The sequence below is a fragment of the Fluviicola sp. genome, from assembly GCF_039596395.1.
In the GTDB taxonomy this organism is placed as follows: domain Bacteria; phylum Bacteroidota; class Bacteroidia; order Flavobacteriales_D; family Crocinitomicaceae; genus Fluviicola.
This window is the reverse complement of record NZ_JBCNJT010000004.1, coordinates 76,140-102,500: the sequence shown is the minus strand read 5'-3', so window position 1 is coordinate 102,500 and position 26,361 is coordinate 76,140. Positions and strand designations below refer to the sequence as shown.

Annotated in this window: 23 protein-coding genes; 16 read left to right on the top strand and 7 right to left on the bottom strand. The window is 43.0% G+C overall.

Going from position 1 to position 26,361, the window contains the following annotated elements; genetic code table 11:
* Positions 1-4: 4 nt before the first annotated feature.
* From ABDW02_RS18010 to ABDW02_RS17995, 4 genes are all read left to right on the top strand, one after another.
* Positions 5-580 carry a DUF4230 domain-containing protein gene (locus ABDW02_RS18010; protein ID WP_343637054.1) on the top strand — a complete coding sequence of 192 codons (576 nt, stop codon included), beginning with the start codon at positions 5-7 and terminating at the stop codon, positions 578-580.
* Positions 537-1,196, top strand: a complete 660-nt coding sequence (locus ABDW02_RS18005) for a DUF4230 domain-containing protein (protein WP_343637052.1) — start codon at positions 537-539, stop codon at positions 1,194-1,196. Before ABDW02_RS18010 ends, ABDW02_RS18005 begins: the two co-directional genes overlap by 44 nt.
* 9 nt (positions 1,197-1,205) lie before the next feature.
* Positions 1,206-1,712, top strand: a complete 507-nt coding sequence (locus ABDW02_RS18000) for a dihydrofolate reductase (protein ID WP_343637050.1) — start codon at positions 1,206-1,208, stop codon at positions 1,710-1,712.
* A 145-nt stretch (positions 1,713-1,857) separates the two neighbouring features.
* The gene (locus ABDW02_RS17995; RefSeq protein ID WP_343637048.1) at positions 1,858-3,981 is read left to right on the top strand and encodes a DNA topoisomerase 3; all 2,124 of its coding nucleotides are present in this window, start codon (positions 1,858-1,860) and stop codon (positions 3,979-3,981) included.
* Positions 3,982-4,073: 92 nt separating this feature from the next.
* On the opposite strand, the gene ABDW02_RS17990 is transcribed toward ABDW02_RS17995, so the two are convergent.
* Genes ABDW02_RS17990 through ABDW02_RS17970 form a run of 5 tightly spaced genes read right to left on the bottom strand, consistent with a single transcriptional unit; the run spans position 4,074 to position 9,792 of the window.
* Positions 4,074-4,805 (bottom strand): LytTR family DNA-binding domain-containing protein, encoded by a 732-nt coding sequence (locus tag ABDW02_RS17990; protein WP_343637046.1) that lies wholly within the window; start codon positions 4,803-4,805, stop codon positions 4,074-4,076.
* An 11-nt stretch (positions 4,806-4,816) separates the two neighbouring features.
* Positions 4,817-7,816 carry a histidine kinase gene (locus ABDW02_RS17985; protein ID WP_343637044.1) on the bottom strand — a complete coding sequence of 1,000 codons (3,000 nt, stop codon included), beginning with the start codon at positions 7,814-7,816 and terminating at the stop codon, positions 4,817-4,819.
* Between the two features lie 42 nt (positions 7,817-7,858).
* The gene (locus ABDW02_RS17980) at positions 7,859-8,482 is read right to left on the bottom strand and encodes an NAD(P)H-binding protein (RefSeq protein WP_343637041.1); all 624 of its coding nucleotides are present in this window, start codon (positions 8,480-8,482) and stop codon (positions 7,859-7,861) included.
* A gap of 7 nt (positions 8,483-8,489) precedes the next feature.
* A complete protein-coding gene (locus ABDW02_RS17975) occupies positions 8,490-8,945 on the bottom strand; it encodes a GyrI-like domain-containing protein (RefSeq protein ID WP_343637039.1) in 456 nt (151 codons plus the stop codon).
* A 40-nt stretch (positions 8,946-8,985) separates the two neighbouring features.
* Positions 8,986-9,792, bottom strand: a complete 807-nt coding sequence (locus ABDW02_RS17970) for an alpha/beta hydrolase (RefSeq protein ID WP_343637037.1) — start codon at positions 9,790-9,792, stop codon at positions 8,986-8,988.
* Between the two features lie 373 nt (positions 9,793-10,165).
* Here ABDW02_RS17970 and ssb (ABDW02_RS17965) point away from each other — a divergent pair, with 373 nt between their 5' ends.
* From ssb (ABDW02_RS17965) to ABDW02_RS17945, 5 genes are all read left to right on the top strand, one after another.
* Positions 10,166-10,516: a single-stranded DNA-binding protein gene (ssb, locus tag ABDW02_RS17965; protein ID WP_343637035.1), complete on the top strand. Its 351-nt coding sequence runs from the start codon at positions 10,166-10,168 to the stop codon at positions 10,514-10,516.
* An 11-nt stretch (positions 10,517-10,527) separates the two neighbouring features.
* Positions 10,528-10,878 carry a single-stranded DNA-binding protein gene (gene ssb / locus ABDW02_RS17960; RefSeq protein ID WP_343637033.1) on the top strand — a complete coding sequence of 117 codons (351 nt, stop codon included), beginning with the start codon at positions 10,528-10,530 and terminating at the stop codon, positions 10,876-10,878.
* 1 nt (position 10,879) lies between these two features.
* A complete protein-coding gene (locus ABDW02_RS17955; RefSeq protein ID WP_343637031.1) occupies positions 10,880-11,191 on the top strand; it encodes a single-stranded DNA-binding protein in 312 nt (103 codons plus the stop codon).
* Between the two features lie 251 nt (positions 11,192-11,442).
* Entirely contained in the window at positions 11,443-14,142 is a 2,700-nt protein-coding gene (locus ABDW02_RS17950) for an outer membrane beta-barrel protein (RefSeq protein WP_343637029.1), read from the top strand.
* Positions 14,123-14,857: a GLPGLI family protein gene (locus ABDW02_RS17945; RefSeq protein WP_343637027.1), complete on the top strand. Its 735-nt coding sequence runs from the start codon at positions 14,123-14,125 to the stop codon at positions 14,855-14,857. Before ABDW02_RS17950 ends, ABDW02_RS17945 begins: the two co-directional genes overlap by 20 nt.
* A gap of 54 nt (positions 14,858-14,911) precedes the next feature.
* Here the strand turns inward: ABDW02_RS17945 and ABDW02_RS17940 are convergent, their stop codons facing one another.
* A complete protein-coding gene (locus ABDW02_RS17940) occupies positions 14,912-17,221 on the bottom strand; it encodes a UvrD-helicase domain-containing protein (protein ID WP_343637025.1) in 2,310 nt (769 codons plus the stop codon).
* 90 nt (positions 17,222-17,311) lie between these two features.
* Between ABDW02_RS17940 and ABDW02_RS17935 the strand changes: the two genes are divergently transcribed.
* Entirely contained in the window at positions 17,312-18,280 is a 969-nt protein-coding gene (locus ABDW02_RS17935; protein WP_343637023.1) for a hypothetical protein, read from the top strand.
* Positions 18,280-19,728 (top strand): alpha-L-fucosidase, encoded by a 1,449-nt coding sequence (locus tag ABDW02_RS17930; protein WP_343637021.1) that lies wholly within the window; start codon positions 18,280-18,282, stop codon positions 19,726-19,728. The genes ABDW02_RS17935 and ABDW02_RS17930 overlap by 1 nt, the downstream gene beginning before the upstream one ends.
* Here ABDW02_RS17930 and ABDW02_RS17925 read toward each other — a convergent pair.
* Positions 19,718-22,354: a glycoside hydrolase family 3 N-terminal domain-containing protein gene (locus ABDW02_RS17925; protein ID WP_343637019.1), complete on the bottom strand. Its 2,637-nt coding sequence runs from the start codon at positions 22,352-22,354 to the stop codon at positions 19,718-19,720. The genes ABDW02_RS17930 and ABDW02_RS17925 overlap by 11 nt on opposite strands.
* A 146-nt stretch (positions 22,355-22,500) precedes the next feature.
* Between ABDW02_RS17925 and ABDW02_RS17920 the strand changes: the two genes are divergently transcribed.
* From ABDW02_RS17920 to rpsG, 5 genes are all read left to right on the top strand, one after another.
* Positions 22,501-23,031 carry a hypothetical protein gene (locus ABDW02_RS17920; RefSeq protein ID WP_343637017.1) on the top strand — a complete coding sequence of 177 codons (531 nt, stop codon included), beginning with the start codon at positions 22,501-22,503 and terminating at the stop codon, positions 23,029-23,031.
* 139 nt (positions 23,032-23,170) lie between these two features.
* Entirely contained in the window at positions 23,171-24,232 is a 1,062-nt protein-coding gene (locus ABDW02_RS17915; protein WP_343637015.1) for a ketoacyl-ACP synthase III, read from the top strand.
* Between the two features lie 109 nt (positions 24,233-24,341).
* On the top strand, positions 24,342-25,277 hold the full coding sequence (locus ABDW02_RS17910; RefSeq protein ID WP_343637013.1) for a T9SS type A sorting domain-containing protein: 936 nt from the start codon (positions 24,342-24,344) through the stop codon (positions 25,275-25,277).
* A 217-nt stretch (positions 25,278-25,494) separates the two neighbouring features.
* Positions 25,495-25,875, top strand: a complete 381-nt coding sequence (rpsL, locus tag ABDW02_RS17905) for a 30S ribosomal protein S12 (protein WP_124744417.1) — start codon at positions 25,495-25,497, stop codon at positions 25,873-25,875.
* Between the two features lie 15 nt (positions 25,876-25,890).
* The gene (gene rpsG / locus ABDW02_RS17900; RefSeq protein ID WP_343637010.1) at positions 25,891-26,361 is read left to right on the top strand and encodes a 30S ribosomal protein S7; all 471 of its coding nucleotides are present in this window, start codon (positions 25,891-25,893) and stop codon (positions 26,359-26,361) included.

Here is a 26,361-nt window from a genome sequence, read left to right as displayed (position 1 = left end):
GACTATGAAGAATTGGTTGTTTTTAAGTTTGATGCTACTGATGCTTGCTTCCTGCGGAGATGAGAAAGAAGTGCATGAAACGGAAATCTATCAGATCCGGGCGATCGGTACACTTTCCACCATGGAATATACCCTTGGAAAAGTCATTCATTGGGATGACAAAGGAGAATGGTACACATTCGGCGACCGCAAGATACTTCTAAGCTGCAAGGCAGTTGTGAAAGCGGGCGTGAACCTGGGTGCGATCAAAGAATCGGATATTGAGGTGAAAGGAAATCAAATTACTATTCAGCTTCCTCCTCCCGAGATTGTATCTTTTGAAATGGACCCGGATTTGGTTCGCACGGAAATGACGGATGTCAATGGGTTTCGCTCGGATTTTTCGCAGGTAGATAAATCAAAAGTGCTCCAAAAAGGAGAAGAATCCATTCGCAAAGACCTGAAGAAACTAAACATACTCGATGAAGCAGAGCAAAATGCAAAGATTTTCATCATTGATTTTTACAAGAACCTCGGATTTGAACAAGTAATCGTACATGAAACTCCAAAAGATAAAAGAAATACAAACGTTGATCGTTAGATTGGTGATTGTAGCATTGATAGCCTTTGGTGGATACTGGGTTTATCAATTGTTTTTCAAAAGGCCGTCCAGCGATGAAATTGTTTTGGAGGATACTCCGCTGAAGGTTGAGCAAATTCGTTCCATCCTGGAATTGAATACCCTGAAGTTCCAGGACGAAACAGTGGTAGATTCGGTGGAATACTACAAATCCGATAGTGAAGTGATCTGGGGAACTTTTGATAAGCTGACAGATCCGAACCAATTCAAACATGGATTACATCCAAGCAGTGTGAAAAGACGGTTGACATTGATCGTAAGAGGAGAATTGTTATATGGTGTTGATCTGAAAAGAAAGGATTTTCAGTTTTTGGAGAAGGACGATACATTGACTATTGTTATTCCTCAGCCCGAACTGCTTTCCGTTTCGATCAATCCGAAAGGCACGGAAGTATACCTGGAGAACGGGGATTGGAAGGATTACGAGCGGGCTGGTCTGCAGCGAAAAGCACGTAATAAAATGATTGCTTCCGGTGAACGGTTGAAATTACCTGAACGGGCAAAAGCTCCGCTTGAAAAAGTGTTGCGGGCCTTGGTGAAAACCGACAAAACGCTGGTCATTAAATTTGAAAATTAGAACACATTCATGAAAGTATCATTGGTTGTTGCAATGGACAACGCACGCGGAATAGGAAAGAACAACGATTTGATGTGGCATTTGCCGGCGGATATGAAGTTTTTTAAAGAAACTACAACTGGTCACATCATTGTTACAGGCCGCAAGAATTACGATTCTATCCCGGAACGTTTTCGTCCTTTGCCCAACAGGGAAAACGCCGTTCTGACAAGGAATGCGGATTACGAAGCTCCCGGAGCGCATATTTTTTCTTCCCTGGAAGCGTGCCTGGAGCATTACCGGAATGAAACCGAACGAACGGTTTTTATTATCGGTGGCGGACAGATCTATAAAGAAGCAATGGATCTGGGTGTGTTGAATGAAATGTTTATCACACATGTGAATCATACTTACGGAGCGGATACTTTTTTTCCGGAATTTGATGAGGCTGAGTGGAATGTGGAAACCGTTTTTGAATACGCAGCAGATGAGAAGCATGCGGTGAGTTTCCAGGTGAGAAAGTACAGCAGAAAATAGGTTTGTTCGTGATATAACGAAAACATGATATCATGTTTTCATGTGAATAGGATATCGTGATATCATGATGTTTTGTTGAAACATTTCCCCATTTTGTTCAAAACCGTCTTGTACTGCCACTCCGCATTAACTAACTTTGCATGTTATGAAATTGTGCATTGCCGAAAAGCCCTCCGTAGCTCGTGATATCGCAGAAGTCATTGGTGCAAAACAGCGTCATGATGGCTTTTACGAAGGAAACGGTTATTGGGTAACCTGGACTTTCGGGCATTTGTGTACGCTCAAGGAACCGCACGATTATCACGAGAAATGGAAATACTGGAAACTGGAAGACCTTCCGATCATTCCGGAGAAATTCGGGATTAAACTCATAGAAGATTCCGGTGTTAAAAAACAATTCTCCATTATTGAAAAATTGGTTTCTTCCTGCGAAGAAGTAATCAACTGCGGCGATGCCGGGCAGGAAGGAGAATTGATCCAGCGCTGGGTGTTGTCCAAAGCAAAATGCAGGGTTCCGATGAAACGCCTGTGGATTTCATCCCTGACGGAAGAAGCGATCCGCGAAGGTTTCCAGGCGTTGAAAACAGGCGAACAATACCAGAATTTATATGCCGCAGGAAGTGCACGCGCAATCGGTGACTGGCTGTTGGGAATGAACGCTACGCGCTTGTTTACCAAAAAATTCGGGCAGGGGAAAGCAACCTTGTCGATCGGCCGTGTTCAAACTCCAACTCTGGCAATGATCGTAACACGTCAAAAAGAGATCGATGCATTCCGTTCGGAAGAATATTGGGAATTGAAAACCATTTATCGCGAAACGGAATTCTCCGCTTCTATCGACCGTTTGAGAACGCAGGAGAAAGCCGATAAAGGATTGGCTTACTTGCAGGAACATCCGTTTGAGATCACTTCATTCGAGCAGAAAGAAGGAAAGGAAGGAAATCCGCGTTTGTTCGATTTGACCTCTTTGCAGGTTGAATCCAACAAGAAAATCGGGAATTCCGCTGAAGAAACGCTGAAAATCGTTCAGAGCCTTTACGAGAAGAAATTGGTAACTTATCCGCGGGTTGATACCACGTATTTGAGTGAAGACCTTCATCCGAAGATCGAAGGAATCATGAAAGGGCTGACTTATTATTCCCGGTTCACGGAATCCGTTTTGGCGAAACCCATTCCGAAATTGAAAACCGTTTTCGACGATAAGAAAGTAACCGATCACCACGCGATTATTCCTACCGGAGTGCAGCCGAGCGGTTTGAGCCATCCGGAGCAGCAAATCTACGACATGATCGTGCGCCGGTTCATTGCGGCTTTCTACCCGGAGTGTAAAGTTTCCAGCACCACCGTTCTTGGAAAAGTAGGGCAAATCGAATTCAAAGCAACGGGGAAACAAATCATTGAGCCTGGGTGGCGCGTGGTTTGGGAAGAAACCAAAGAATCGGATGCCGACGGAAAGAAAGCGGCTGAAAAGCCGGAACAAACCATGCCTCATTTCGAAGAAGGCGAAAGTGGTCCGCACCAGCCGTTTATTCACCAGGGAAAAACCAGTCCGCCGAAACCTTACACCGAAGCAACTTTGCTCAGGGCTATGGAAACTGCCGGTAAGATGGTGGATGATGAAGAGTTGCGCGACATGATGAAGGAAAACGGGATCGGCCGTCCTGCAACCCGTGCGAATATCATCGAAACCTTATTCAAGCGAAAATACATTGAGAAAAAACGCAAGAACCTGATTGCCACAAGCACCGGGGTCGGTTTGATCGATACAATCCAGAACGAATTACTCAAAAGTGCGGAGTTGACCGGACAATGGGAACGGAAACTGCGTTTGATCGAAAAAGGAGAATATGACCTGGAACAGTTCAAGCGCGAGTTGATGATCATGGTGCGCGAGTTGACCGATGAGGTGATCTTTTCACAAGCTCCTGTGCGGATCCAGTTGCATACAGATCAGCCGGTTGCAGTTGTGAAAGAGAAGAAGGAACGCAAGAAAGCCGAAAAGCAAAGCATCGAAGAACTGGATTGCCCGAAATGTAAAGCTCATAAACTCATGACCGGGAAAGGGGGAGTAGGCTGCAGTAACTTTAAGGTTTGCGGGTTTATGGTACCATTTGAGCTTCTAGGAAAAAAACTGACCGACAAACAATTGACGGACCTGATTTCCAAAGGAAAAACCGGGAAAATGAAAGGTTTATTGATTCCCGGATCCCACCAGGTTATAGAAGGGGCTATTTCCCTGGACGAGAATTTCAATATTACGGTCGTTTAAGAAGGCCGGGAAAAAAGGTGTTATCGTAATATCATGATATCCTATTCACATGAAAACATGATATCCTATTTTCATTATATAACGAAAAGCATTTATACGTGCATCAGTCGCTGCATCAACAAATCTTTCCGTGATTTGGAAACCGGGATCTGAGAACCGTTATCCAAAACCAGCATGTTGTATTCCTTCTGGAATTTCTTGATATACTTCAGATTCAATAAAAAAGAATGGTGCACGCGCATGAATTTCGACTCCGGAAGCATCGTTTCGAAAACCTTTAAGTTCTTCGAGCTGGTAATATGCTCGTTGACGGTTTGGATCATTGTGTATTTACCGTCTGCTTTGAGGTAAACGATGTCTTCGATTTTCAGGAAAATGATCGCGTCAAGTCCTGTTATTCCTATTAAATCCGATTGAATGAGGCTTTCTTCATTTTTATCGGAAATAGTATTTTGTGTTTCCGCGGTTTGTGCATCCACATCCTGAATGCGCTGGATACAATTCCGTAAATCCGAAGAGTTGATCGGTTTAAGCAGGTAGTCGAAAGCACCTTTACGAATGGCTGCAATAGCGTGTTCGTCATAAGCAGTAATGAATACCACTTTGGTTTCGAACGGGATTTCATCCACCAGGTCAAAGCTGGTTCCGGATTGCAATTGAATGTCCAGAAATGCTACATCAATACTCTTTTCATCGAAGACCTGTTTTGCTTCCTCAACGGTTGCAACACTGGCAACAATCTCGATGCCCGGATCGATCTTATTCAATAAAGCGGCTAAACCTTCCCGGCTTATTCGGATATCGTCTAAAATGAGTGCTTTCACAGTGTTAAAAATTAAATTTCCAGCATTTCTTCATTCATCAGCGGAATTTTGAAAATAACCGTCGTCCCGCTGTTTTCCGGTTTGTCAATGATCTCAAAGATAACGGAATATTGATACTTTGCCTTTAATAAATTAATCTTATCGAGTACCATATTCCAGCCGTGTGAAATGTGGTTTGCGCGATAGGTATTGATGCGTTTGGCTTCCTGTCTCCCGATTCCGTTGTCTTCGATCTTCAGGATAATAGAATCGTTTTCCTGGTATCCTTCGATCAGGAGTTTTTTGTCTCCTTTTTTGTGGGCCAATCCGTGTACAATGGCATTTTCTACCGTTGGTTGGATCAATAGTGTCGGGATTTTTAAATGAAGCAGGTTTTCCGGAATTTTTACTTCTACGTCCAGGCTTTCTTCAAAACGGAACCGTTCCACTGCGATGTATGATTTCAACAGTTCCACTTCATCGCGAAGTGTGATGAATGAATTATCACTTTGCTGCAGGAATTTTCGCAGGAGGCTGGAGAAATCGCTCAAAGCATATTCCGCTTCTTCCTGTTTGCCCATCACGATGAGATATTGAATATTGTTCAGACAGTTGAAAATAAAATGAGGGTTCATTTTGGCCTGGATGGCTTTCAGCTTTAACTCAAACATCGTGTTTTTATGCTCGCTGTCTTTCAATTCCTGGTCTTTTGAGATCTGAATACGTTTATAGGTCAACAGGAAAATGAGCAGGAAAACCAATCCGAAAGCCAGTAGCCGGAACCAAAGCGTTTCATAGATATGTTTCTCAATTTTGAAATCGTAGACAATCTCATACGGATTTTGATCATTGAATCCATCTATTCCGCGCATGTATACTTTGTATTCTCCCGGAGGAAGCATTTTGAAGCTGATTTCACCCTTCCTGGTCGGAGAACTCCATTCGTCTTTGATATCCGGTCCGACTAATTTGTATTGGTAATGAAGGTTGTAGAACTGTGTAAAATTCGGGCAATAGTATTGCAGGTTAATGGTGTGTGTATTCCGGGGGAAAACGTGATCAGACAGGTCCTGTTCCTTGTCGTTTACATAAACTTCCCTTAAAAATGGCCGCAGCTTGCGGTATTTCGGAACATCGAAGAAACTGATCAAAACTCCCTGGATGGTCGGAAAGTAGAAATGTTTGTTATCGCCCGAATAGTAATTGTTTTGGAACCCGCCGTTAAATTCTGTGTTCAGAATGCCGTCATCCTGTCCCAATCTGAATGGTACCAGGAAATTGATCTTATGGGCGAGGAAATCATCGATCTTTTGTTCACTGATTACGTACAAACCATGATTGGAAGAGATGTATAAATTCCCGTTTTTATCCGGTGCCAGGGTGAAAATATCATCATCGAGCAGGCAGTTCCGCATCCTGCTTAAAGGACGTAATGTTTTAAAATCCCAGTAATACAACCCGCCGCCATAAGTTCCGATATAGAAAGTACCGTCTTTCTTTTCATAAAAGGCCCGCACTTCCTTTCCGCTCAAACCGTTCCGGATGCCGAATTGTTTTTTCAGTTCTAAGTCCTCCGAAAAAATGAAGAACCCATCTTCACCACCAACCAGGATATCTCCGTTCCTGAGTTGGTAAAAACAAATGACCAATCCGATTTTCAGCGATTCGAAGGCCGGTTTTAGATTGTTTGGGTTTACTCCGAGGCAAATACCGTTTTCTTTTCCTATCCAGATACGCTTCTTCCGGTCCTGGAAAATGGCATGTACCGGGTCATTCAGAAGGTTTTTTGTAATGGTCCTTACCGGTTTATTGTTTTTCAGAACCTGGATTCCGGATCCCCAGGTTCCGGCCCAAACTTCACCGTTGATCGTTGCAAGACATGAGAAATCCGTTTTTTTGCTGTAGTAACCTGCAATGGAATGCATGTTGAATTTGAAAATGCTTCCATGAGTCCCTGAAACGAGCAGTTGATTGTCCGGAGTACGGATAATGGAACTAAGCGAGGATTCGATTAAAGTCGATTCGTCATAGATCGACATGCATTCCTTCATTTTAAGTTGCAGAAGTCCCTTGTCACTGCTTCCTGCAAACAGGAAATTCTCATCGGCATTGTAGTAAAGTGATAAGATTATTTTGCTAGGGAAATTGTCGTTCTTTGATTCAAAGGCCTGTTGAAGCGAATTCCTGTAAAAAATCCCTTTATGCGAGGATACAAAAATCTCATTGAGCGGGCTGAAAGCAATATCCGTGAAATGAGCATCGGTTGGACTGTCTTTAAATGGCTGAGAAGTTAGTTTTCCTTTGTAGTAAATGGCAATTCCGTTTAGGCCAAGCATATAATGCTCTCCGGTGTAGGGATTTCTTTTGGCTTGATAGTAAATCTCTTTCGATAACTTCACCCAACCGGAATTCCGCAAAATGTAAGTTCCCGAAGAGTCGGAAAAGAAAGGTGTTTTGTTTACAAATCCGATGCCTGATATGCATTCCCGGTAATTTAACCTGGCAATCAGCCTGCTTCTCCTGGAACCAAGCTTGGATATACGCACTTCTTTTTTTGAGTTCACATAAATGATGGAATCCTTGTAAAAAGAAGCCCCCAGGTTACCTTCTCTTAACAGTTCTCTTGTGACTGGGGAAATCTGGAACAATTGCGACCGGTTGTTGATCCCGTAAAGGACATTGTTTTTTTTGTCCAAAAACAATTTAACACAAAGGATCTTCCGGCTTTCATCCGTGGGATTGATGTCTGTAAATGTCTGCCCGTTGAATTGGACCAATCCGTTTGCAGTTCCAATCAGTAAATTTCCCGTTTTGTCAGGAGTCATAGCTGCGATCTGATGTTGCGGAACGCCGTCTTCGGTTCCATAGACGCGGATGGTGAATGGGGAATTGGTGTTGAGAGTAGATTCGATGAGTTTTCCGGGTGGTTGTGAGTAAGCCGGATAACTTGTAGAAAGGATGAGTGAAACAATAACGCAAAGCAAACCGCAGCATGCAGTTTTAGACTTCGGATATTTCAATTTCAGGTTCATACTACGAAGTTAACACTACTAAACGAATTTATTCGCCTGAATTTAAATGTAGTAAACCCCACCGGGTTGTGACAATGTGTGCTCAATGAGTTTTTGGGCAACTTTTGATCCGTGTATTGCTTTATACTTGCGCGCCTTTCCGAATAACACAGGACTGATCGCCAATGCAAATCCCTGGATGAGCCTATCACCTAAGCTTCTTTCTTTTCTGGGGCCAATCAAAAACGAGGGTCTGATAAATACGGTCGTAGGAATTTCCTGGTGGGTAACGCCTTGTTCCATTTCTCCTTTGGTACGCAGGTAAAAATTGGAAGAGTGTTCGTTCGCACCAATCGAAGAGACGACCCCGAGTTTTTGTACTCCTGCTTTTTTGCAGAACTGCGCGAATGCAATCACATAATCCCGGTCTATTTCCTGCTGGCGTTCTTTGCTTCCTGCTTTTCTAAGCGTTGTTCCAAGAGCACAGAATGCAACGTCAATTTTTTCGGCAACTTCCAATTGGCCGAGTTGATCAAACGGAACGAGGACAACCTGCATTTTCGGATGGCCAAATCCCAATGGATTCCGCGCCAGAACCAATACTTTTTCAGTTTGCGGGTTATTCAGTATCTGTATCAGAATTTCATTTCCGACCAGGCCACTGGCTCCTGAGATGCAAATTGTCATGCGTCGGTTACTTTTTGGCGATATAAATGTCTACTTCCGATTCTTCTCCGAGCCGGGAACGATAGTCATAAACTTCGTAATCATAAGTATAGCTACGGTTCAATGTCTCGTCCTGGTCCCAGATATCCTGCCACGTTTCAACAATTGCTTCGGGCAAACTGCCTTTTGCCAGAAAAGAGTGGAAATTTCCACCCGGGAACTCACGGCCCGTCATCCCTTCCGGAATATCATCCAGAGAAGATACTTTCATTCCGATGATACAATTGTATTTCCCGGTGTAATTACTTTCGTAATCGGTGTAGACGCAAACAATTTCGGAGTTCAGTTGATTGGGAATTTTTTCGAGGAGATTCTCTGAAATGAATTGTCCCCAAAGTGCCCCGATATCTGAAGATGCCTCTCCGTTTTGATTGGATGTTTTTGTGGAGATGCCAATAATCTTAAACCCTTTTTGTTGCGTCATAATATTGAGATTGTAAAGATGAATTTAGTTAATGAAACGATTAGTTGGCTTTTTTATCAAGGAATTTTTCAATCAGGGGGACAATCAACGTGTTTTCGTTGAAATCTGCATCCAAAGTGGTGGTTTCTCCGATGTATTCTCCGTGTCCGCCGGGAATGATTGCTAATTGGGAATTAGAAATTTGCCGGTGCATTTGAAGCGCGTGTTCCGGAAGGATCACATCTTTGTCGCCAACAATAATGAAGGTCGGGGCTTTAATAGCAGTGATCTTCTCGTCCGGAATGTCTTTAAAATGAACCATTCGTTTGGCATCTCTGTCATGCATTACCTGCAATCTTTCAGGATCTGAAGCCACTTTCCTGTATGCAGCTTTCAGTTGTTCGGGCATATTTTCCAGGCTTGCCTGTTCCATAAAACCCCAAAACCAATCCGGAACACCGTTTCGTTTGGCAAGCGCAGATCCCAAAACAAGTTTGTTCACGATTTCAGGATGACGGATCGCGATTTGCAGGGCAGTTGTTCCGCCATTACTGAATCCGAAGAAATCGGCTTTTTCAATTTCAAGGTTTTTAAGGAACTGAAATACATCGTCTGCATCCTGCTCGAATGACAAATCCTGGTTTCTATCGTTTGTTCTCCCGTGAGCCTGAAGTTCTACAGCAATCACTTTCCGGTTTTTTGCAAACAGTGGAATCACTTTTTCAAAACTTGTCTGAATAGTTGACCCGCCGCCGTGAATAAGAACAAGAGGTTTCCCTGTGCCATAAATTTCGTAGTACATTTTCAGCCCGTTTACATCGGAATATCCGTTTGTAAAAGGAATTTGCTCAGTTGTTTGGGTTTTCATCCGAAGAGATTTAATGTCTTTTTCACCGCAGGAATACAGAGTGGAAATAATCACTATAAAAATAGATATGCCAATTGCCTGTTTCATGCGGGAGTGAAAAATAACGGATCGAATATACTCAAAATCCCCGAGTGACTTACCAGGTAACTGACAGCTGATAAATTCATTTTTTCGAAAGAATTTTTTGAATTCATTAAAAAGTTCAAGTCACTGGTAATCAATAATAAAAACGATTTTAATCATTTTCAAACGAAAAACAATCGACAGTAATCAGTTATTAACCGAATTTGATTTTTCCACTCCCTCAACTTTGCAGCATCAAATCGGTTGAAAAATCGAATCAACTATTTACAAACGTTAAAAACAAACAAGTATGAACACGCTGAAAAACAAAGTGAATTTAATCGGACGATTAGGAGCAAAGCCTGTAGCGCAGACTTTTGACTCGGGAGCAAAGAAAGTACGCTTATCTGTGGCAACAAACGAACGTTTCAAAAATAAAAAAGGTGAGTGGGAAGAGAATACCCAATGGCATACGGTGATTGCATGGGGAAAATTGTGTGATCGCATTGAAAAAGTCCTGGATAAGGGTTCGGAGGTTGTGATCGAAGGAAGAATTGTGAACCGGTCTTACGAAACCAAAGAAGGAGAAAAACGGTTCTCTACTGAAATCGAACTGAATGAATTTGTGTTACTGAGCAACAAAAGACAAGAAAACAATTAATCCGGAATACTATGAACACTACTATGAAACAGGACCAGGTTCTGCACATGAATCATGTAAACATCATCGGGAAGATCAGTTCGGATCCAAAAGTGATTATGCTGCCCGGAGGAAGAAGAGTCGTGAATTTCTCGCTTTCAACAAAAGAGCACTATTTGGACAAGGATGGAAATCTCCAGGTAAAACAGGATTGGCACAGACTGACGGCCTTCGGTAGATGGGTGAATATCCTGGAGGAACTGTGTACCAAAGGAATAAATGTGGCGGTGGAAGGTAGGTTGGTTAGCCGCTTTTATAAGACGGAATCCGGAGAACGGAAAATGTTCTCGGAGATCGAAGTTAATGACTTAGTTATTTTATAAAATGTTGCGAAATCAAGTTACGTTGGTGGGGCGTCTGGGATCAGACGCCACCATCACCACTTTTGAGAATGGTTCGATGGTTGCCCGTTTTCAATTTGCAGTGGATGGACAGTTGAAAAAAATGGAATCGGATTCAAAGGATTTGTACCGGATGTTTGCCTGGGGAAATACGGCTAATTTTTTGACGAATTATTGTAAAAAAGGAAGTAAACTGGCTGTATCGGGAAGATTGGTGAATCGAACATACGTGGATCGGGAAGGGCGTTCCCAACGGATTACAGAAGTGGAAGTGAGGCAAGTCGTTAAGTTTTAGGTGAGTAAATAGTGGTTGCTTAACGATGTGCAGTGAAGAGCAGGGATCCGTTGCGACGGGTTCCTGTTTTTTTGGACGATTCCGTTAAACAATTTCCTTAGCCATTCATACAGACCTTGTAACGTTTCGCATATTTTTTATTAAACCCTCAAAATTCCGTCTAATTTTGTACGATCAAACACTTACGCACATTGAAAAAAATTGTACTTCTATTCTTCTTCTTTATCTCGTATTTGGGGTATTCCCAAAACATGACGATTAAAGCAAATGTAGTCGACACGAATTCACAAACGATTGTAAGAAATGCAGTTGGTATTGTGAAGCGTGTCAGAGACTCTGTTCTACTGGATTTTAAACGATCAGACAAATATGGTCATATGGAGTTCACGCTTCCTGTTGATACGGTGGAGTTTACTGTTATTCACCCGGATTACGGACTTTTCAGAGCCTTCTTTTTCGGATCGAAAGACAACAACACTTTCAAAATGGATACGCTTGCAATGCCGGATAAAAGCACGGCTTTGGATGAAGTGTTGATTTATGCCAACAGGAATCCTATTTATTACCGGGGCGATACCCTCGTATATGTAGCCGATTCCTTCAAGGTGAAAGAAAATGCCGTAGTCGAAGATCTGATCCGGAAATTACCCGGGATGACCATTGATGAGAACGGCAAGATTAAAAACCAGGGAAAGGAAATTGGCCAGGTACTCGTAGATGGGGATGAATTCTTTGGAAATGATCCGACGATTGCTACCAAAAACCTTGCAGCAAAAGGAGTCGAAACAGTTGAGGTCTATGAAAAAGATGCTGAAGACGGAAGTGATGAAAAAGTCCAGGTACTCGATCTGAAACTCAAGGACGAAGCCAAGAAGGGCTATTTCGGGAAGGTCAATCTCGCCGGTGGTCTCGATAAATTTACCAATCCCAATCGTGGATTCTATGAAGGTGAGATGCTCTTGAATTCCTACAATAAGAATCAGAAACTGGCGGTTTATGCCTTGGGATCGAATACTCCGAAAACGAATCTGAGTGGTAGAGACATGTTCAAGTTTGGTTTGTCGGACGGGTTTGACTGGATGTCAGAAAACGATGATATCCAATCTTACAGCCAGGACGGACAAAATGAAAACGAGGGTATTCCGAATACATTTAAAGGAGGTTTTTACCTGGACCAAAAGTTCAAAAAGGGCGCGAAAGTCCGTTTGAATTATTCCTTCGCGCAATATGGGGTGAAGTCACAGACAAACAGCCGTTCGCAGTATTTATTGACGGATACTTCCTATACAACGGATCTGAACAGTTATACGAAGGAAGAGTATATGCAACACCAGATCGGGGTGAAGTATTCTCAGAAAATTGACTCATTGACCCGTTTTGAGTTGGAACCGAAATTCCAGTATAACCTGACGAATCAGAATACATTATCCAAAACGGATTTCTTATCCGAGGATAGTATTTTGACCCGCTTTACAACGATTGAAAACGGGAGCAAAGCAGCAGGTTCCAATTTGAATACAACTTTCAGATTGTTTAAAGACTTTAAAAAGAAAAACAGAAAGTTGATCGCACGATACAACTTTGTTGGTACGGATAATAAATCAGATGGTAGTTTGCTTTCTTCCGATACAAATGCACTGACAAATACTTCGAACGGCGGATTGAGATTCGACCAGAGAAAAGAGATCAGAAGTAATTCCATGGCACATACGGCTTATGCTGATTATTTTGAGCCGCTCGGAAAACGTTTTAAGCTGGAGTTTGACTATGAATTCTATCAGAATAACAACGGACAACGCAAAACGACTTTGAACCCGGTTAACGGAGAATATGTGGATGTAGATACCTTGTTCTCAAATAACTTCAAAACAGACAGGCAACAACACCGTTTGGGGGCTTTCCTGATCTATGAAAATGCGAAGTTGAGAGTATCTGTAGGATCCAGAGTTCGAAATATCGCGATCGATAACAGGAATATGTTTACCGATTCAGTAATCAAACAGGATTTGAGCAATATTTTGCCTCGTGTGGTATTCCGTTATAAGTTCAGTCAAACTACGCGTTTGATGATCCAGTACAATACGAACTCCAGTTTGCCTTCCATTGATCAGTTGCAACCGGTATTGAATAACACGAACCCGAACTTTATCCAAATCGGTAACTCGGCGTTGAAACCGAATTATACGCATAGTATCAATGGTAATTTCAATACCTGGAAAGGATTGAGCGGTTTCTACATGTATTCAGGGTTCAGTTACTCCCACATCAAGGATAACTTCAGTACAAACACCATGTTCGCTCCGAACGGAGGTTCGATTTCACAGGCAATCAACGTGAAAAGCTCAGACTTCCTGTACTACTGGGCAGGTGCAGGAATTCCGATGAAAGGAGTAAAAGATTTGAACTTACAGGTGAATGCAAACGGTAATTTCACTTCTTCCAAAAACCAGATCAATTCGGTTGATAACGATACCAGAAATACAGGAATCGGAACAGATTTGTCCTTGAACTACAACGGGGATTCTCTGAGAACAGAACTTGGTGGTGGATTTAATTACAATATTCCTTACAACTCCTTGTCAACGATGTCGAACCAGCCGTATACAACTTATAACTTCAAAGCAGTTGTTGACTGGACACTTCCATACCGCTGGTTCTTTAAAACGGATGCTACTTACAATATCAATACGGGAAGAACAAGCGGTTATAATGTAAATTACCTGATCTGGAATATGTCCATTCAACGTTCGTTCCTGAAAACGGGGAACCTGTTGTTCGGAATTGAAGCATACGATATCCTGAACCAGAATATCAGTAACTACAGAACTGTAAACAATAACGTGATCGTCGATCAGAAAACAAACATCATTCGCCGTTACTTCATGGCGAAACTGACACTTAGATTCAATAACTTTAAAACAACAGAAAAAGATGGGGACGGTTGGTATTAAAATAGGAATCCTTTTAGGATTGTTATTCCTTGGGGGATCAGCATTTGCTCAGGGGCAGCTTGTTCGTGAAGGAAAGATTACTTACGAGAGAAGAACAAACTTGTGGAAGATCTTTGATGATCAGCGAATGCGTGATTTTGTCGGAGAAAAGAATAAAATTAAAGTAGAGGAATTCACGCTTTATTTTAATGATACCTCTTCGTTGTTTTCTTATGTCGCACCGGAACAGCCGGATCCTCAAAGCTTTCTGACAATGAAGAATACGGTTTATAATGTTTTCAGTAAACACCAGCGTTTTGTGTATATGGACATGATGGGTAACTCGATGACCGTTGGCGACAGTTTGGTGAAACATACCTGGAAGATCACGGATAAGACGCGTAAAATTGCCGGTTATGACTGTACACGTGTGATCTGGCAGAAAGACGATACAACGCGTATTTACGCTTGGTATACAACGGATATTATTGCAACTGTAGGACCTGAAAATATCCAGGGATTGCCGGGAGCAGTGCTTGGACTGGCAACAGAAGATGGTAGCATCGTTTATTTTGCCAAAAAAGTAGAGATCATGGCTCCAACTATTGAGCAGATCGGGCAACCGAAGAAGAAAGGAAAGCAATATACGCAGGCGGAACTAATTGCTGAACTGACCGCAAAACTGAAAGGCCAGCCATACGGAGAAAGAATTATAACCGGGATGTTCTATTGGTAAAGTAATCCCGTATAACTAATTGATGAAGGCATTTGTATTTTACAGATGCCTTTTTTAGTCAATATCCAGGATTGTCAGTTTCGCAAATTTCAGAAGCAGTGTTTTAGCTCCTGCATGTGGGAAAAAGATCGTTGCTTTCCGGTCAACACCACTTCCTTCGAGTTTGGTTACTTTTCCTTTACCGAAGCGCTCGTGCTCCACATTATATCCGACTTTGATATCAATATTCGAATCTCCTGCACCGGCTTTGGAATTCAATTCCGACATGCTCTTTAAACCTCTTGGACTTGTTTGAGCAACCGGTGTTCCGGGCATTCGGTTCAATCCGCCGGTGAACGGTTTATCGAAACCGCCTCTTCCTGAATTTAAAGAACGGCCGCCACCCTGAGGTGCGCCATAAGCTGTTTCAAAACTCAAATAATCCGGGTCAATTTCCGAAATAAAACGACTTGGCTCCGAAGTAATCAGGTTTCCCCATTGGAAACGGGAAGCCGCATAGGAAATCGTGCAATTCTTTTCTGCTCTGGTAACAGCTACATAGAACAAACGTCTTTCTTCTTCCAGTTCTGTTCGCGAATTGATCGAAAGCTGGGAAGGAAACAGGTTTTCTTCCAGACCAACCAAATAAACGTGTTTGAACTCCAATCCTTTGCTGGAGTGAATGGTCATTAAGCTGATCTTATTCTTATCTTCTTCTTTTTCGTTATCTGCGTCGGTCAATAAAGCTACATCGATCATGAAATCAGCAAGTGTTGCCGGATCTTCGTCTCCTCGCTGAACAGTGAATTCTTTGATCGCAGCCAATAATTCCTCGATGTTCTGGTAACGTTCCACTTCTTCCGGGCCTTTGTCTTTTTCGGAATACAATTCTTTCAGGATACCGGAACTTTTTGCAATCGTTTGAGCCAATTGATAGGCATTCTGAGAATTCAGCTGTGCGGTGAAGCTCTGGATCATGATCACGAACTCCGAGATCTTCTGTTTGGTAGCTGACGGAATAGAAACCGGGTATTTCCCGAATTCCGAAATGACATCCCAAATGGCTACGTTATATTGATTTGCAGCAATAATGATGTTTTCCCAGGATGTTTTCCCGATTCCGCGCTTCGGATAATTGATCACGCGTTTTAGAGCTTCTTCGTCTTTTTGGTTGGCCGTCAAACGGAAATAAGCCAGAATATCCTTAATCTCTTTGCGCTGATAGAATGAAAGTCCCCCGTAGATTTTGTACGGAATATTCATTTTGCGCAAGGCTTCCTCGAATGCACGTGATTGACGGTTTGTCCGGTAAAGAATAGCGAAATCGGTCCAGTCACCACTTTCCTGGTGCTTGACATCGAATATTTTATTGGCAATGATCTTCCCTTCTTCGTTGTCGGTCATAGCCCGGATCACGCGGATGAGGTTTCCTTTGTCGTTGTGGGTCCAAACGCTTTTCTTGATCTGGTCCTTGTTTTTGGAAATAACGCTGTTCGCAGCATCTACAATGTTCTGAGTACTGCGGTAGTTTTGTTCCAGTTTGTACAATTTGTAATCCGGGTAGTCGTTCCGGAAATTCAGGATATTCTGAATGTTTGCTCCACGGAACGAGTAGATACTTTGTGCATCGTCGCCGACCACACAGATATTTTCATAAACAGCTGCAAGTTTCTTGACGATCAGATACTGCGCATAGTTGGTATCCTGGTACTCATCCACCAAAATGTACCGGAATTTGTGCTGGTAATAATGAAGCACATCCGGGAAATCGCGCAAAAGAACATTGGTTTGATACAATAAATCGTCAAAGTCCATTGCCCCGGCTTTGAAACAACGAACGGAATATGCTTTGTAAATCCGACCCAGTTCCGGTCGCTGGCTTTGTTTATCCTCGTCCATGATTTCCGGGTTCTGCAGGTAATCATCTGCCGACAGCAAGTTGTTCTTTGCAGCTGAAATGCGTCCGTAAATCATGCTTGGTTTGTAGATCTTATCGTCCAGGTTCAATTCCTTGACAATGTCTTTCAATAAGCTTTTGGTATCCTGGGTATCGTAAATGGTGAAATTCTGCGGATATCCCAATCGATCGGCATTGATTCTGAGAATGCGGGCAAAAACCGAGTGGAATGTTCCCATCGTAATGTTTTTCGCTTCTCCCGAACCGATGATGGAACCGATCCGTTCCGTCATTTCCTTTGCCGCTTTGTTGGTAAAGGTCAATGCCAGGATATTAAACGGATCGATGCCCTGATCGATCATGTAAGCGATCCGCATGGTGAGTACCCGTGTTTTCCCGGAACCTGCTCCGGCAATGACCATAGTAGGCCCTTCAAAGTTCTCGACTGCAATGCGTTGGCTTTCGTTTAATCCGTCTAAATAATTCATGAATACAAAGTTAGAACATTGCAGGGTTTAAACCAGAATATCAAGCCTGTAATTTATCCAAAAGATTAATTTTGGCAAAAATCCTTGTTGATGAAAAATTTCGTAACAATTTGTCTGGCCCTCCTCGTTTTTAGCTGCGGTTCTCCTTCTCCGGAGAAAGATGTTGCCGGTAAAAAGGATGAAAAGCCTGAGAAAACTCCTGAAACAAAAGATTTACTTCAGGAATACACGAAGTATATAAACTCACTGGATCCTGAAAGCGAAGAGTCCGTTGGTTTAGCTGCTGAAAAGTATGCGGTATTGTTTGCACAGGAAAATGAGGAATTGTGTGACAGTGCTTTTGTGATATTTGACTGCTTGTACAAAGAGGTGGAAAATAAGTTGAACGAAAGGCTTGAAAAGAATGAGTCGCTGGTTGATTTTCCATGCATTAATTACGATAGTTTGGGAAAGGAAATGCCTTTTGAAAAACGGTTTGTTACCTTCAGAAAAAGGATAGAGAAGAACGGTTTCCGGATCGAATGCCCGGAAGGAATGACACAGATTGCTCAAAACAGATCGTTTCTGAAGCCCCGTTTTTATAAAAAGGTATCGCCGCTGATGAAAGAGTTTTTGGGAGGTGTACAAAAAGAAAGAGACGAATACTTCAGCTACGACGCCGGAATTGTTATTTCTGCCCAAAGTTACGTGGACCGGTTGGTTTGGTGGGATGAATTCAACCGCAAACATCCGGATTTCATATTGTCCCAAAAAGCAAAGGCAAACCAAATGATGCTGTTTACCTACTTTCTGATCGGAATGGATAATACTCCTGTAATTGGTTATTCTATCGATGAAAATGGGGTTGAGAAAACGGGAGGATTGGATGAATATTTTGCGAAGGCTTATGCTTATCTGAGTAAAAAATACCCGGCTTCACCGCTGAACGGGCTGGTAAGTCCTTACAAAATGGCTGTTTTGAAGAACGATGAAGCGAAAAGAGAGCGCTTGATCAAAACGTACACCAAACGCGGACTCATGATCGATTTCGAGAAGGGCTTTGATTGGGATTTATTATAATGACAGGAAGAAATAATATGGTTCGGATTTTCTCTATCGCGCTGGCTCTTTGTACTTCAGTTTCTTTTGCGCAGAATTTAGGTGTTCACCCGGTTTCAAACGATTACCAAAAACCCACGGATCCGTTGGTGCTGCAAAAATTGGAAAAATGGCAGGACCAGAAGTTCGGGATTATTATTCATTGGGGATTGTATGCTGTACCGGGAATTATCGAATCCTGGTCTATTTGTTCCGAACCCTGGATTACCAGAGACAGTACGTCTTCCTACGATGATTACAAAAAATGGTATTTCGGGTTGAAAGATTCCCTGAACCCGGTGAATTTTAATCCGGAGAAATGGGCAGCTATTTCCAAAAAAGCTGGAATGCGTTACCTGGTTTTTACCACGAAACACCACGATGGATTTTGCATGTTCGATACGAAACAAACGGATTTTAAAATTACTTCCGGCCCTTTTGCTTCCAATCCGAAAGCGGATGTGCTGAAGTCTGTTTTTTCAGCCTATCACGACCAGGGATTTATGATCGGGGCTTATTTCTCCAAACCCGATTGGCACAACGAGAATTACTGGTGGCCGCTGTATGCAACGCCCGACCGGAACAATAATTACGATACCCAAAAATACCCCTGGCGCTGGAAACAATTCCAGGACTATACGTTCAGACAGATCCAGGAAATTGTAACCGGTTACGGAAGTGTGGATGTGCTTTGGCTGGATGGTGGCTGGGTGAGGCCTCAGAATACGATAGATGAAGAAGTGCTTTCCTGGGGAGCGCCGATTCCGCGATGGAGCCAGGAACTGGATATTGCCAGAATTGCACAAATGGTGCGTTCGAACCAACCCGGAATGATCGTGGTAGACAGAACGGTGCAAGGCCCATACGAAAACTACCAGACTCCCGAGCACACCATTCCGGAAAAGCGGATTGATAATCCGTGGGAAACCTGTATGCCGCTTGGAAATGACTGGGGCTATGTTCCGAATAACAACCTGAAATCGGTTGACCGGGTAATCGAAACATTGGTTGAAGTAGTCGCAAAAGGCGGAAATTTATTGCTGGGAGTCGGCCCCAAACCGGATGGTACTTTCCCACCTGATGTGGAAGCACGCTTGCTGGAAATAGGAAAGTGGCTGGATGTGAATGGGGAAGCGATTTACAATACCAGAAGTATGGAGCATTACAAGGAGCATTATTGGTTTTTTACACAGTCGAAAGATAAAAAGACGGGATATGTTCTGGTGCCCAGAGATACGAATCTAACACTGTTGGAATGGAGTGAGAATCTTCCTGAAAAAGGGGCAAAACTGATTTTTGTTCCAACAGGAGAGAAATTGCGCTATAATATCCATAACGGACTTGTTTCGGTTTATTTACCCCAAAGTATACGCATTCAACAAGCCCACAATCCGGTATGGGTCTTTAAGTTTGAATTGGCTACTGAATAGTTAATGTAGCTTTCAGTGGAAGATCCCTGGAAGAAGAACCGATCATGATACGGAATTCACCGGGCTCAACTACCGGTTTCAATTCGTTGTCCAATTGCTCAAGTAAATCCGGAGTGAGCTCAAAAGTGATTTCTTTTTCTTCGCCGGCTTTCAAATGAATGCGCTGGAAGCCTTTTAATTCCTGTACAGGCCGGATAACTGAACTCAGGATATCTTTGATGTATAATTGAACGACTTCATCGCCATCGTAAGTGCCGGTGTTTTTGAGTTTGAAATGAACTCGTGTTTTTTCGGTTTTTGAGAGGATTGAATGTTCCAAACGAATATCCGAATAAGTAAATTGTGTGTAACTCAATCCGAAACCGAAGGGGAATAGCGGTTGTCCGCTCAGGTTGTTGTAATCGTTCCCGCGCCCGGTAGGCTGATGATTGTAAACCAAAGGAAGTTGTGCTTCATTCATGGGGAAAGTAAGGGGTAGCTTTCCGCCCGGATTCAATTCTCCCAATAAAAAATCTGAAACGGCACGCCCGCCTTCCTGTCCCGGGTACCAAAGCATGGCCACTGCTTCTGTTTCGCCGATCCAGTTTTCCATGGTTACGGCGCTTCCTCCAACTATCAGTACAACAACAGGTGTTCCGGTTTTATTCAGAGCCTGGATCAACTCTTCCTGGTGCCCGGGAAGTTTCAGCGAAGCCCTGTCCTGGAATTCTCCTTCCGTTATTCCTGCAACAACAATTGCAAGGTCTGATTTTTGAGCAATTTTTACGCTTTTGGCAATTTCCTTTTTCCAATCCGTTTTTACAGTTCCATTCCAAAGCAGTTTGATTTTTCCTTCGCCCTGTGTTTCACGGAATTCTACGCGAAGGGCATACTTTTGTCCTTTTCTAAAGGGATAGCTTACCAAATCTCTGTGGTAGGATTCTTTGTTCCAGCGGTCGATCAGTAGTTTGTCATCCAGGTACAGGCGGAATCCATCGTTTCCTTCCAGTCCGATTAGAAATTCACCGCTTTCAGGGGCAGTTAATGCTCCGGTCCACCGAGCGCTATAATGATCCGGCTGTAATTTTTCATTGGGTGCATACAAGGTCCAGTGAAAATCGATCGTTTCATCCTTTCTCTCATAAACAGGTTGTCCGCTCAATGTTGGATTGTCAAAATACCCGGCAGATAAACCTGCACTTCCGTTGGATTCCAAATACGATGGAGCAATCACTTCATAGGAATGATCGATCCGGCTTGCTCCCTCTGCGTATAAGATTTCCGTTTTTTTGTCGACGTGTTCCGCAAGTTCACCCAGGATGCTCGCTTTCCGGTACCCGGGCCCGCTGTATCCGCCCAATCGTGCTTCTGTGGCATCTGCACCGAAAACCGCAATTCTTTGGATGGAACGGGAAAGAGGAAGTGTTTGTTTTTCGTTTTTCAACAGGACAATGGATTCCTTTGCGACTTGCCGGGTAAGTGCCGTACCGTTTTGATGCAATGTTGCTTCATCGATTTCTTCCGTTACATATGGATGTTCGAATAAACCCAACTCGAATTTTGCACGGAGTACGCGTGAAACGGCATCGTTCAGGCGGTTCGTGTCAACTAACCCATTTTTAAAGGCCGGGTAGAACAGCGAAGCGTGGCCGATATCTGTTTGGAAAATGACGTCCATTCCTGCGTTGATCGCATGCGCCCCGCTTTCCGCATAATCTTTGGCTGTTTTGTGCAGAACCAGTTCCCCGCCAACAGCGTTCGCATCGGAAATGACAAAGCCTTTGAATTTCCATTCGTTTTTTAGCTTGTCGGTTAGCAGCCATTTATTGGAAGAACAAGCCGTTCCGTTCAGGGAGTTGTAGGCTGTCATAATGGAACGCGCATTCGCCGATTGAATGGTTTGTTTGAATGGTACGAAATGGGTTTCCTCCAGGAAGCGTTCGCTTAAATGAACCGGATAACTGTCGCGACCACCGTCACCGACATTCGCAATGAAATGTTTCGGAGTGGTGATGATGCCCCTAGACTCAAATGCGCGGATAAAGGCCAGCCCCATTTGAGTGGTCAGGAAAGGATCTTCCCCGTAAGTTTCTTCCGTGCGTCCCCAGCGCACATCTGTTGCCAGGTTGATCACCGGTGAAAGAATTTGCCGGATTCCGCGTATTTTACATTCTTCTGCAATGTGTCCGGCTGCCTGTTTGATTAAGGTTGTATCCCAGGTTGCGGCCATGGCGATGGCTTGCGGAAAGCTTGCAGCATCGTTTCGCACCAGTCCGTGTAATGCTTCGTCAAACGGAATCATAGGAATTCCCAACCGGGTTTTCTCTACCAGGTAGCGTTGTGTGGAGTTGATTTTTTGCACGAGCATGATTGCATTTTCAGTAGTGTTGTATGCAAGCAATTGTCCGCCGGCATCTCCCTGGGAACTTGCGCTGAGTTGCAGACCGAAAATTCCGTGGTGGAGTTTTCCTTCAGTTGTGTCTCCATTGGACGGAACCATGAAAACCTGCCAGAATTTTTCTTCGGGTGTCATCCTGCTTAAGAGGTCATTCACCCGCGTTTCAATAGTTTGGGTGGAATCTTTGTAAAGTTGCCCGAATGAATTTGCAAACGGAACCAGCAAGAGAAAAATCAGGAGACACTTCATGGAACAAAATTACGTTATTTGATTAATTTCAGCAGCTCAAGCCAATTATCAGCTATGATTCGGAAAACACTATATGAAACGCGGCTTGATAATCGGTTTTTTCGAGGGTTGGGAGTAGGTTTAGATAATTGAATTTTAGAAACAACATGCAATTGGATTTTAATAAACTACAGCAAGTCTTCATTGAAAAGGTGAAAGCGGAAGAGGCCATTCAACTCAGGCCGGTAGATGTGAGCTTTATCGTTGAACCGAACTATCAGCTTCCGGGAAATACAATTGTCCGGTTTCTGGTTTTCGGGCAGGTTTTCAGTCGTGGGCACATTTCTGAAGGGGAGAATGAAGAGGATCTTCTCAAAGATTGTTATTCGAGGTTGCACGATTACGATGCGGATTCTCCGAAATGGCACATTTGGGGATTGAAAACACGGAGTTTAGAGGAAAAGTATGCATGGCAGATTGAGAAAATCCGTGAGCACATTGAAATGAAATTCCCGGATTTAAAACCGGATGATATTCGGATCGAACTAGAAGAAATGTCTGTTGAACCGGATTCGGATGGTTTTCGCAGGTACGCACTGTGTGTTTATATGGAAGGCGTGGAGAAGGTCCGGCAAATACTCCCGGCTTCGGATTATCAAATGACATTATCACGGGAAATCATTGAAAAGTTGGACTAACTGAAAGCCCCTTAAAAAAATCTAAAAAACGGTCATCGCGTTAAATTGTTCTTACCTTTGACCCAGCACCCAACTCCCGGACGAAAAACTTGGACCCCGGACTTCTGTAATTATTTTTATAAAACGGTTTAACTAAAACATGAAAAGTGTAATTACAGGTATCGGAAGATACATTCCGACAGTAATCAAAACAAATGCTGATTTCGCGCTGCATAAATTTTATGATGAGAACCAGCAATCTATTCCTTTAAGACCTGAGGTTATCGCTCAGAAATTTGAAACCATTACGGGTATTGAAGAACGCCGGTATGCGACCGAAGATCTGAATTGCTCGGATATGGCTGCTATTGCCGCTGAAGATGCAATCCGGGACGGAAATTGCGATCCCGAAACCATCGACCAGATTATCGTAGCGCATAATTTCGGAGATGTGATCAAGCATACGATCCAAACGGATATGATTCCGTCGATCGCCTCCCGTGTGAAACACAGCTTGGGAATCAAGAACCCGAATTGCGTGGCTTACGATTTGATTTTCGGTTGTCCGGGCTGGCTGCAGGGATTGATCCAGGCGCATGCATTTATACAGGCCGGAATGGCGAGGAAATGCCTGGTGATCGGAGCGGAAGCGTTGAGCCGGGTATTGGACCAGCACGACCGTGACAGCATGATCTTTTCGGACGGGGCAGGAGCAACCATTTTGGAATTACAGGATTCGAACTCCGGAATTCTTGCTTTCAGTGCACAGAGTCATTGCGAAGATGAGGTGACTTATCTCAACCTGGGAAAATCGAATTTCCCGGAATCGGACCCACGCATTCGTTATGTGAAGATGAAAGGCCGGAAAGTTTATGAGTATGCCATCAAGAATGTACCGCTTGCCATGAAGGAATGCCTGGATAAGGCCGGAGTTCAGATCACGGATGTGAAGAAGATCTTTATTCACCAGGCGAATGAAAAACTGGACGAAGCGATTGTTCGCGAATTGTATAAGCTTTACGGGATATCTGAAATTCCGGAACACGTGATGCCGATGAATATTCATAAATTGGGGAACAGTTCGGTGGCAACCATTCCTACCTTATTAAGTATGGTAAAGCGGGAAGAGCTGAATGGCTATAAAATTACCGAAGGAGATATCGTTCTGTTTGCATCCGTTGGCGCCGGAATGAATATCAACGCGGTTTGTTATAGGGTATAATATTAAAAAAGTAGGCACGCGATTAATCGCGTGCCTACTTTTTTGTACGTGTATTGAACTTTTTGGTGAAAAACAGCGTTATAGAGATATCACCTCTTAAATTAAAGCTATGAATAGACTGATACTGCTCTTTTTCGCAATCATCGGTTTGTCAGCACAGGCCCAAACAAACTGGATCAAAGGACATGCAGTATGGAACTACGAATGGTTTATTCCTGAATTAAGCGGTTCATTGAGAATTGAAACAATGAACGACACGATTATAGACGGTCATACCTGTCAGAAGTTGAAATGCGATAAGCATACTAAAATGACCACAGGCCCCAACGGGAGTTTTTTGCATACGATAGATACCGAATATCAATACATTTATTTCGAGCAGGATACGGTTTGGTACCGGAAAAACAATGCATTTTTGGTGTTGTATGATTTTACAGCGGTGCAGGGACAGGTGCGGATGCTGGAACCGGGAATTGAAAACCAGGAATGCAATGATAGTTCTTATCTGTTCATTGACAGTGTTTATTCAGGGATGCTGAACGGTGAGACGGCTACTTTTTACGAAACGCGGGATTCCACTACGAATTCTATTCAGCATGGAGGACTGGTGAATTCACATTTCGGGATGATGTCGTCGGGTTTTTCACCTTCACATAGTTTCTTCCCTGTTCCCGGTTGGTGCAGTCAAAGCCCGAATGACGGGGTTTATTATAAATTACTTTGCTTCGAGGATGATTCGCTCAGTTACAATCCGGGAAACCAGGATTGCGAGTATTACACGTATCTTGGTTTGGATGAATCACAAATGAGCGGTGTTTCCGTGTTTCCGAATCCTTCGGCGGGAAAGATTCAATTAGTGTCGGATTTTCCGTTAAGAAAGATCCGGGTAATGAGCGTTACCGGGGTTGTGCTGAAGGAAATTGATGCAGCATTGGCCTTGCAGGAAATTATTTTATCGGAATTGCCTTGCGGAACTTATTACCTGGATATTGAAAATGAGCGTGGAGAACGGGTTGTAAAAACGGTTCAGCTTTCGGGTATTTAAAACGATAAAATGGTTATTAACAGAGAACGCTTTTTTCGGGCCGTTTTTTTGTTTTAAGAAATTAGTCGGTTGATTTTCATCAACATTAATTTGTTCAAAAACAGCACTTTTTTAGTAAAAGGCTTGCTTTGTAAGTTTTTCTATCTATCTTTGCACCCCTCAAAGTGTGTTCTTTGGGGAAAACTATATTTATTAATTAACAAAATTTGAGTACTGTATGCCAACTATACAACAGTTAGTGCGAAAGGGAAGGACTGCGGTAGTAAAGAAGTCAAAGTCAGCGGCTTTGGATTCTTGTCCGCAGCGCAAAGGAGTATGTGTACGTGTGTACACCACTACACCTAAGAAGCCGAACTCAGCTATGCGAAAAGTAGCGCGTGTTCGTCTTACCAACGGTAAAGAAGTGAATGCTTATATCGGAGGAGAAGGTCACAACTTACAAGAACACTCTTTGGTTCTTGTGCGTGGTGGAAGGGTTAAAGATTTACCAGGGGTTCGTTACCACATCGTTCGTGGTGCGGAAGATACTGCAGGTGTTGAAGGCCGTTCACAACGTCGTTCTAAGTACGGAACAAAACGTCCAAAAGCTAAGAAATAATTAAACTTTTAAGAGATGAGAAGAAGAAAAGCGAAAAAGATTGCGATACTCCCGGATCCAAAGTTTAATGACGTTACAGTAACAAAGTTCGTTAACAACTTAATGTATTCTGGAAAGAAGAATTTAGCATTCAAAATTTTCTACGATGCTTTAGAGATCGTAGATAAGAAATTAGAAGATCAAGAAGGGTTGGAAGTGTTCAAAAAAGCATTGGAAAACGTAACTCCTTCTGTGGAGGTTCGTTCCCGTCGTGTTGGTGGAGCTACTTTCCAGATCCCTACTCCTGTTCGTGAAGGACGTAAACAATCATTGGCTATGAAATGGTTGATTGGTTACGCTCGTAAACGTAACGAGAAATCTATGGCTGGTAAACTGGCTTCAGAAATTATTGCTGCTTCCAAAGAAGAAGGTGCTGCTTTCAAAAAGAAAGAAGATACTTTAAGAATGGCTGAAGCTAACAAAGCGTTTTCACATTTTAGATTCTAA

Excerpts from the sequence above, each read along its gene's own strand:
- ABDW02_RS18010 (WP_343637054.1), top strand. The coding sequence starts at position 5 with ATGAAGAATTGGTTGTTTTTAAGTTTGATGCTACTGATGCTTGCTTCC.
- ABDW02_RS18005 (WP_343637052.1), top strand. The coding sequence starts at position 537 with ATGAAACTCCAAAAGATAAAAGAAATACAAACGTTGATCGTTAGATTG.
- ABDW02_RS18000 (WP_343637050.1), top strand. The coding sequence starts at position 1,206 with ATGAAAGTATCATTGGTTGTTGCAATGGACAACGCACGCGGAATAGGA.
- ABDW02_RS17995 (WP_343637048.1), top strand. The coding sequence starts at position 1,858 with ATGAAATTGTGCATTGCCGAAAAGCCCTCCGTAGCTCGTGATATCGCA.
- ABDW02_RS17985 (WP_343637044.1), bottom strand. The coding sequence starts at position 7,816 with ATGAACCTGAAATTGAAATATCCGAAGTCTAAAACTGCATGCTGCGGT.
- ABDW02_RS17980 (WP_343637041.1), bottom strand. The coding sequence starts at position 8,482 with ATGACAATTTGCATCTCAGGAGCCAGTGGCCTGGTCGGAAATGAAATT.
- ABDW02_RS17975 (WP_343637039.1), bottom strand. The coding sequence starts at position 8,945 with ATGACGCAACAAAAAGGGTTTAAGATTATTGGCATCTCCACAAAAACA.
- ABDW02_RS17970 (WP_343637037.1), bottom strand. The coding sequence starts at position 9,792 with ATGAAAACCCAAACAACTGAGCAAATTCCTTTTACAAACGGATATTCC.
- ssb (WP_343637035.1), top strand. The coding sequence starts at position 10,166 with ATGAACACGCTGAAAAACAAAGTGAATTTAATCGGACGATTAGGAGCA.
- ssb (WP_343637033.1), top strand. The coding sequence starts at position 10,528 with ATGAACACTACTATGAAACAGGACCAGGTTCTGCACATGAATCATGTA.
- ABDW02_RS17955 (WP_343637031.1), top strand. The coding sequence starts at position 10,880 with ATGTTGCGAAATCAAGTTACGTTGGTGGGGCGTCTGGGATCAGACGCC.
- ABDW02_RS17950 (WP_343637029.1), top strand. The coding sequence starts at position 11,443 with ATGACGATTAAAGCAAATGTAGTCGACACGAATTCACAAACGATTGTA.
- ABDW02_RS17945 (WP_343637027.1), top strand. The coding sequence starts at position 14,123 with ATGGGGACGGTTGGTATTAAAATAGGAATCCTTTTAGGATTGTTATTC.
- ABDW02_RS17940 (WP_343637025.1), bottom strand. The coding sequence starts at position 17,221 with ATGAATTATTTAGACGGATTAAACGAAAGCCAACGCATTGCAGTCGAG.
- ABDW02_RS17935 (WP_343637023.1), top strand. The coding sequence starts at position 17,312 with ATGAAAAATTTCGTAACAATTTGTCTGGCCCTCCTCGTTTTTAGCTGC.
- ABDW02_RS17930 (WP_343637021.1), top strand. The coding sequence starts at position 18,280 with ATGACAGGAAGAAATAATATGGTTCGGATTTTCTCTATCGCGCTGGCT.
- ABDW02_RS17925 (WP_343637019.1), bottom strand. The coding sequence starts at position 22,354 with ATGAAGTGTCTCCTGATTTTTCTCTTGCTGGTTCCGTTTGCAAATTCA.
- ABDW02_RS17920 (WP_343637017.1), top strand. The coding sequence starts at position 22,501 with ATGCAATTGGATTTTAATAAACTACAGCAAGTCTTCATTGAAAAGGTG.
- ABDW02_RS17915 (WP_343637015.1), top strand. The coding sequence starts at position 23,171 with ATGAAAAGTGTAATTACAGGTATCGGAAGATACATTCCGACAGTAATC.
- ABDW02_RS17910 (WP_343637013.1), top strand. The coding sequence starts at position 24,342 with ATGAATAGACTGATACTGCTCTTTTTCGCAATCATCGGTTTGTCAGCA.
- rpsL (WP_124744417.1), top strand. The coding sequence starts at position 25,495 with ATGCCAACTATACAACAGTTAGTGCGAAAGGGAAGGACTGCGGTAGTA.
- rpsG (WP_343637010.1), top strand. The coding sequence starts at position 25,891 with ATGAGAAGAAGAAAAGCGAAAAAGATTGCGATACTCCCGGATCCAAAG.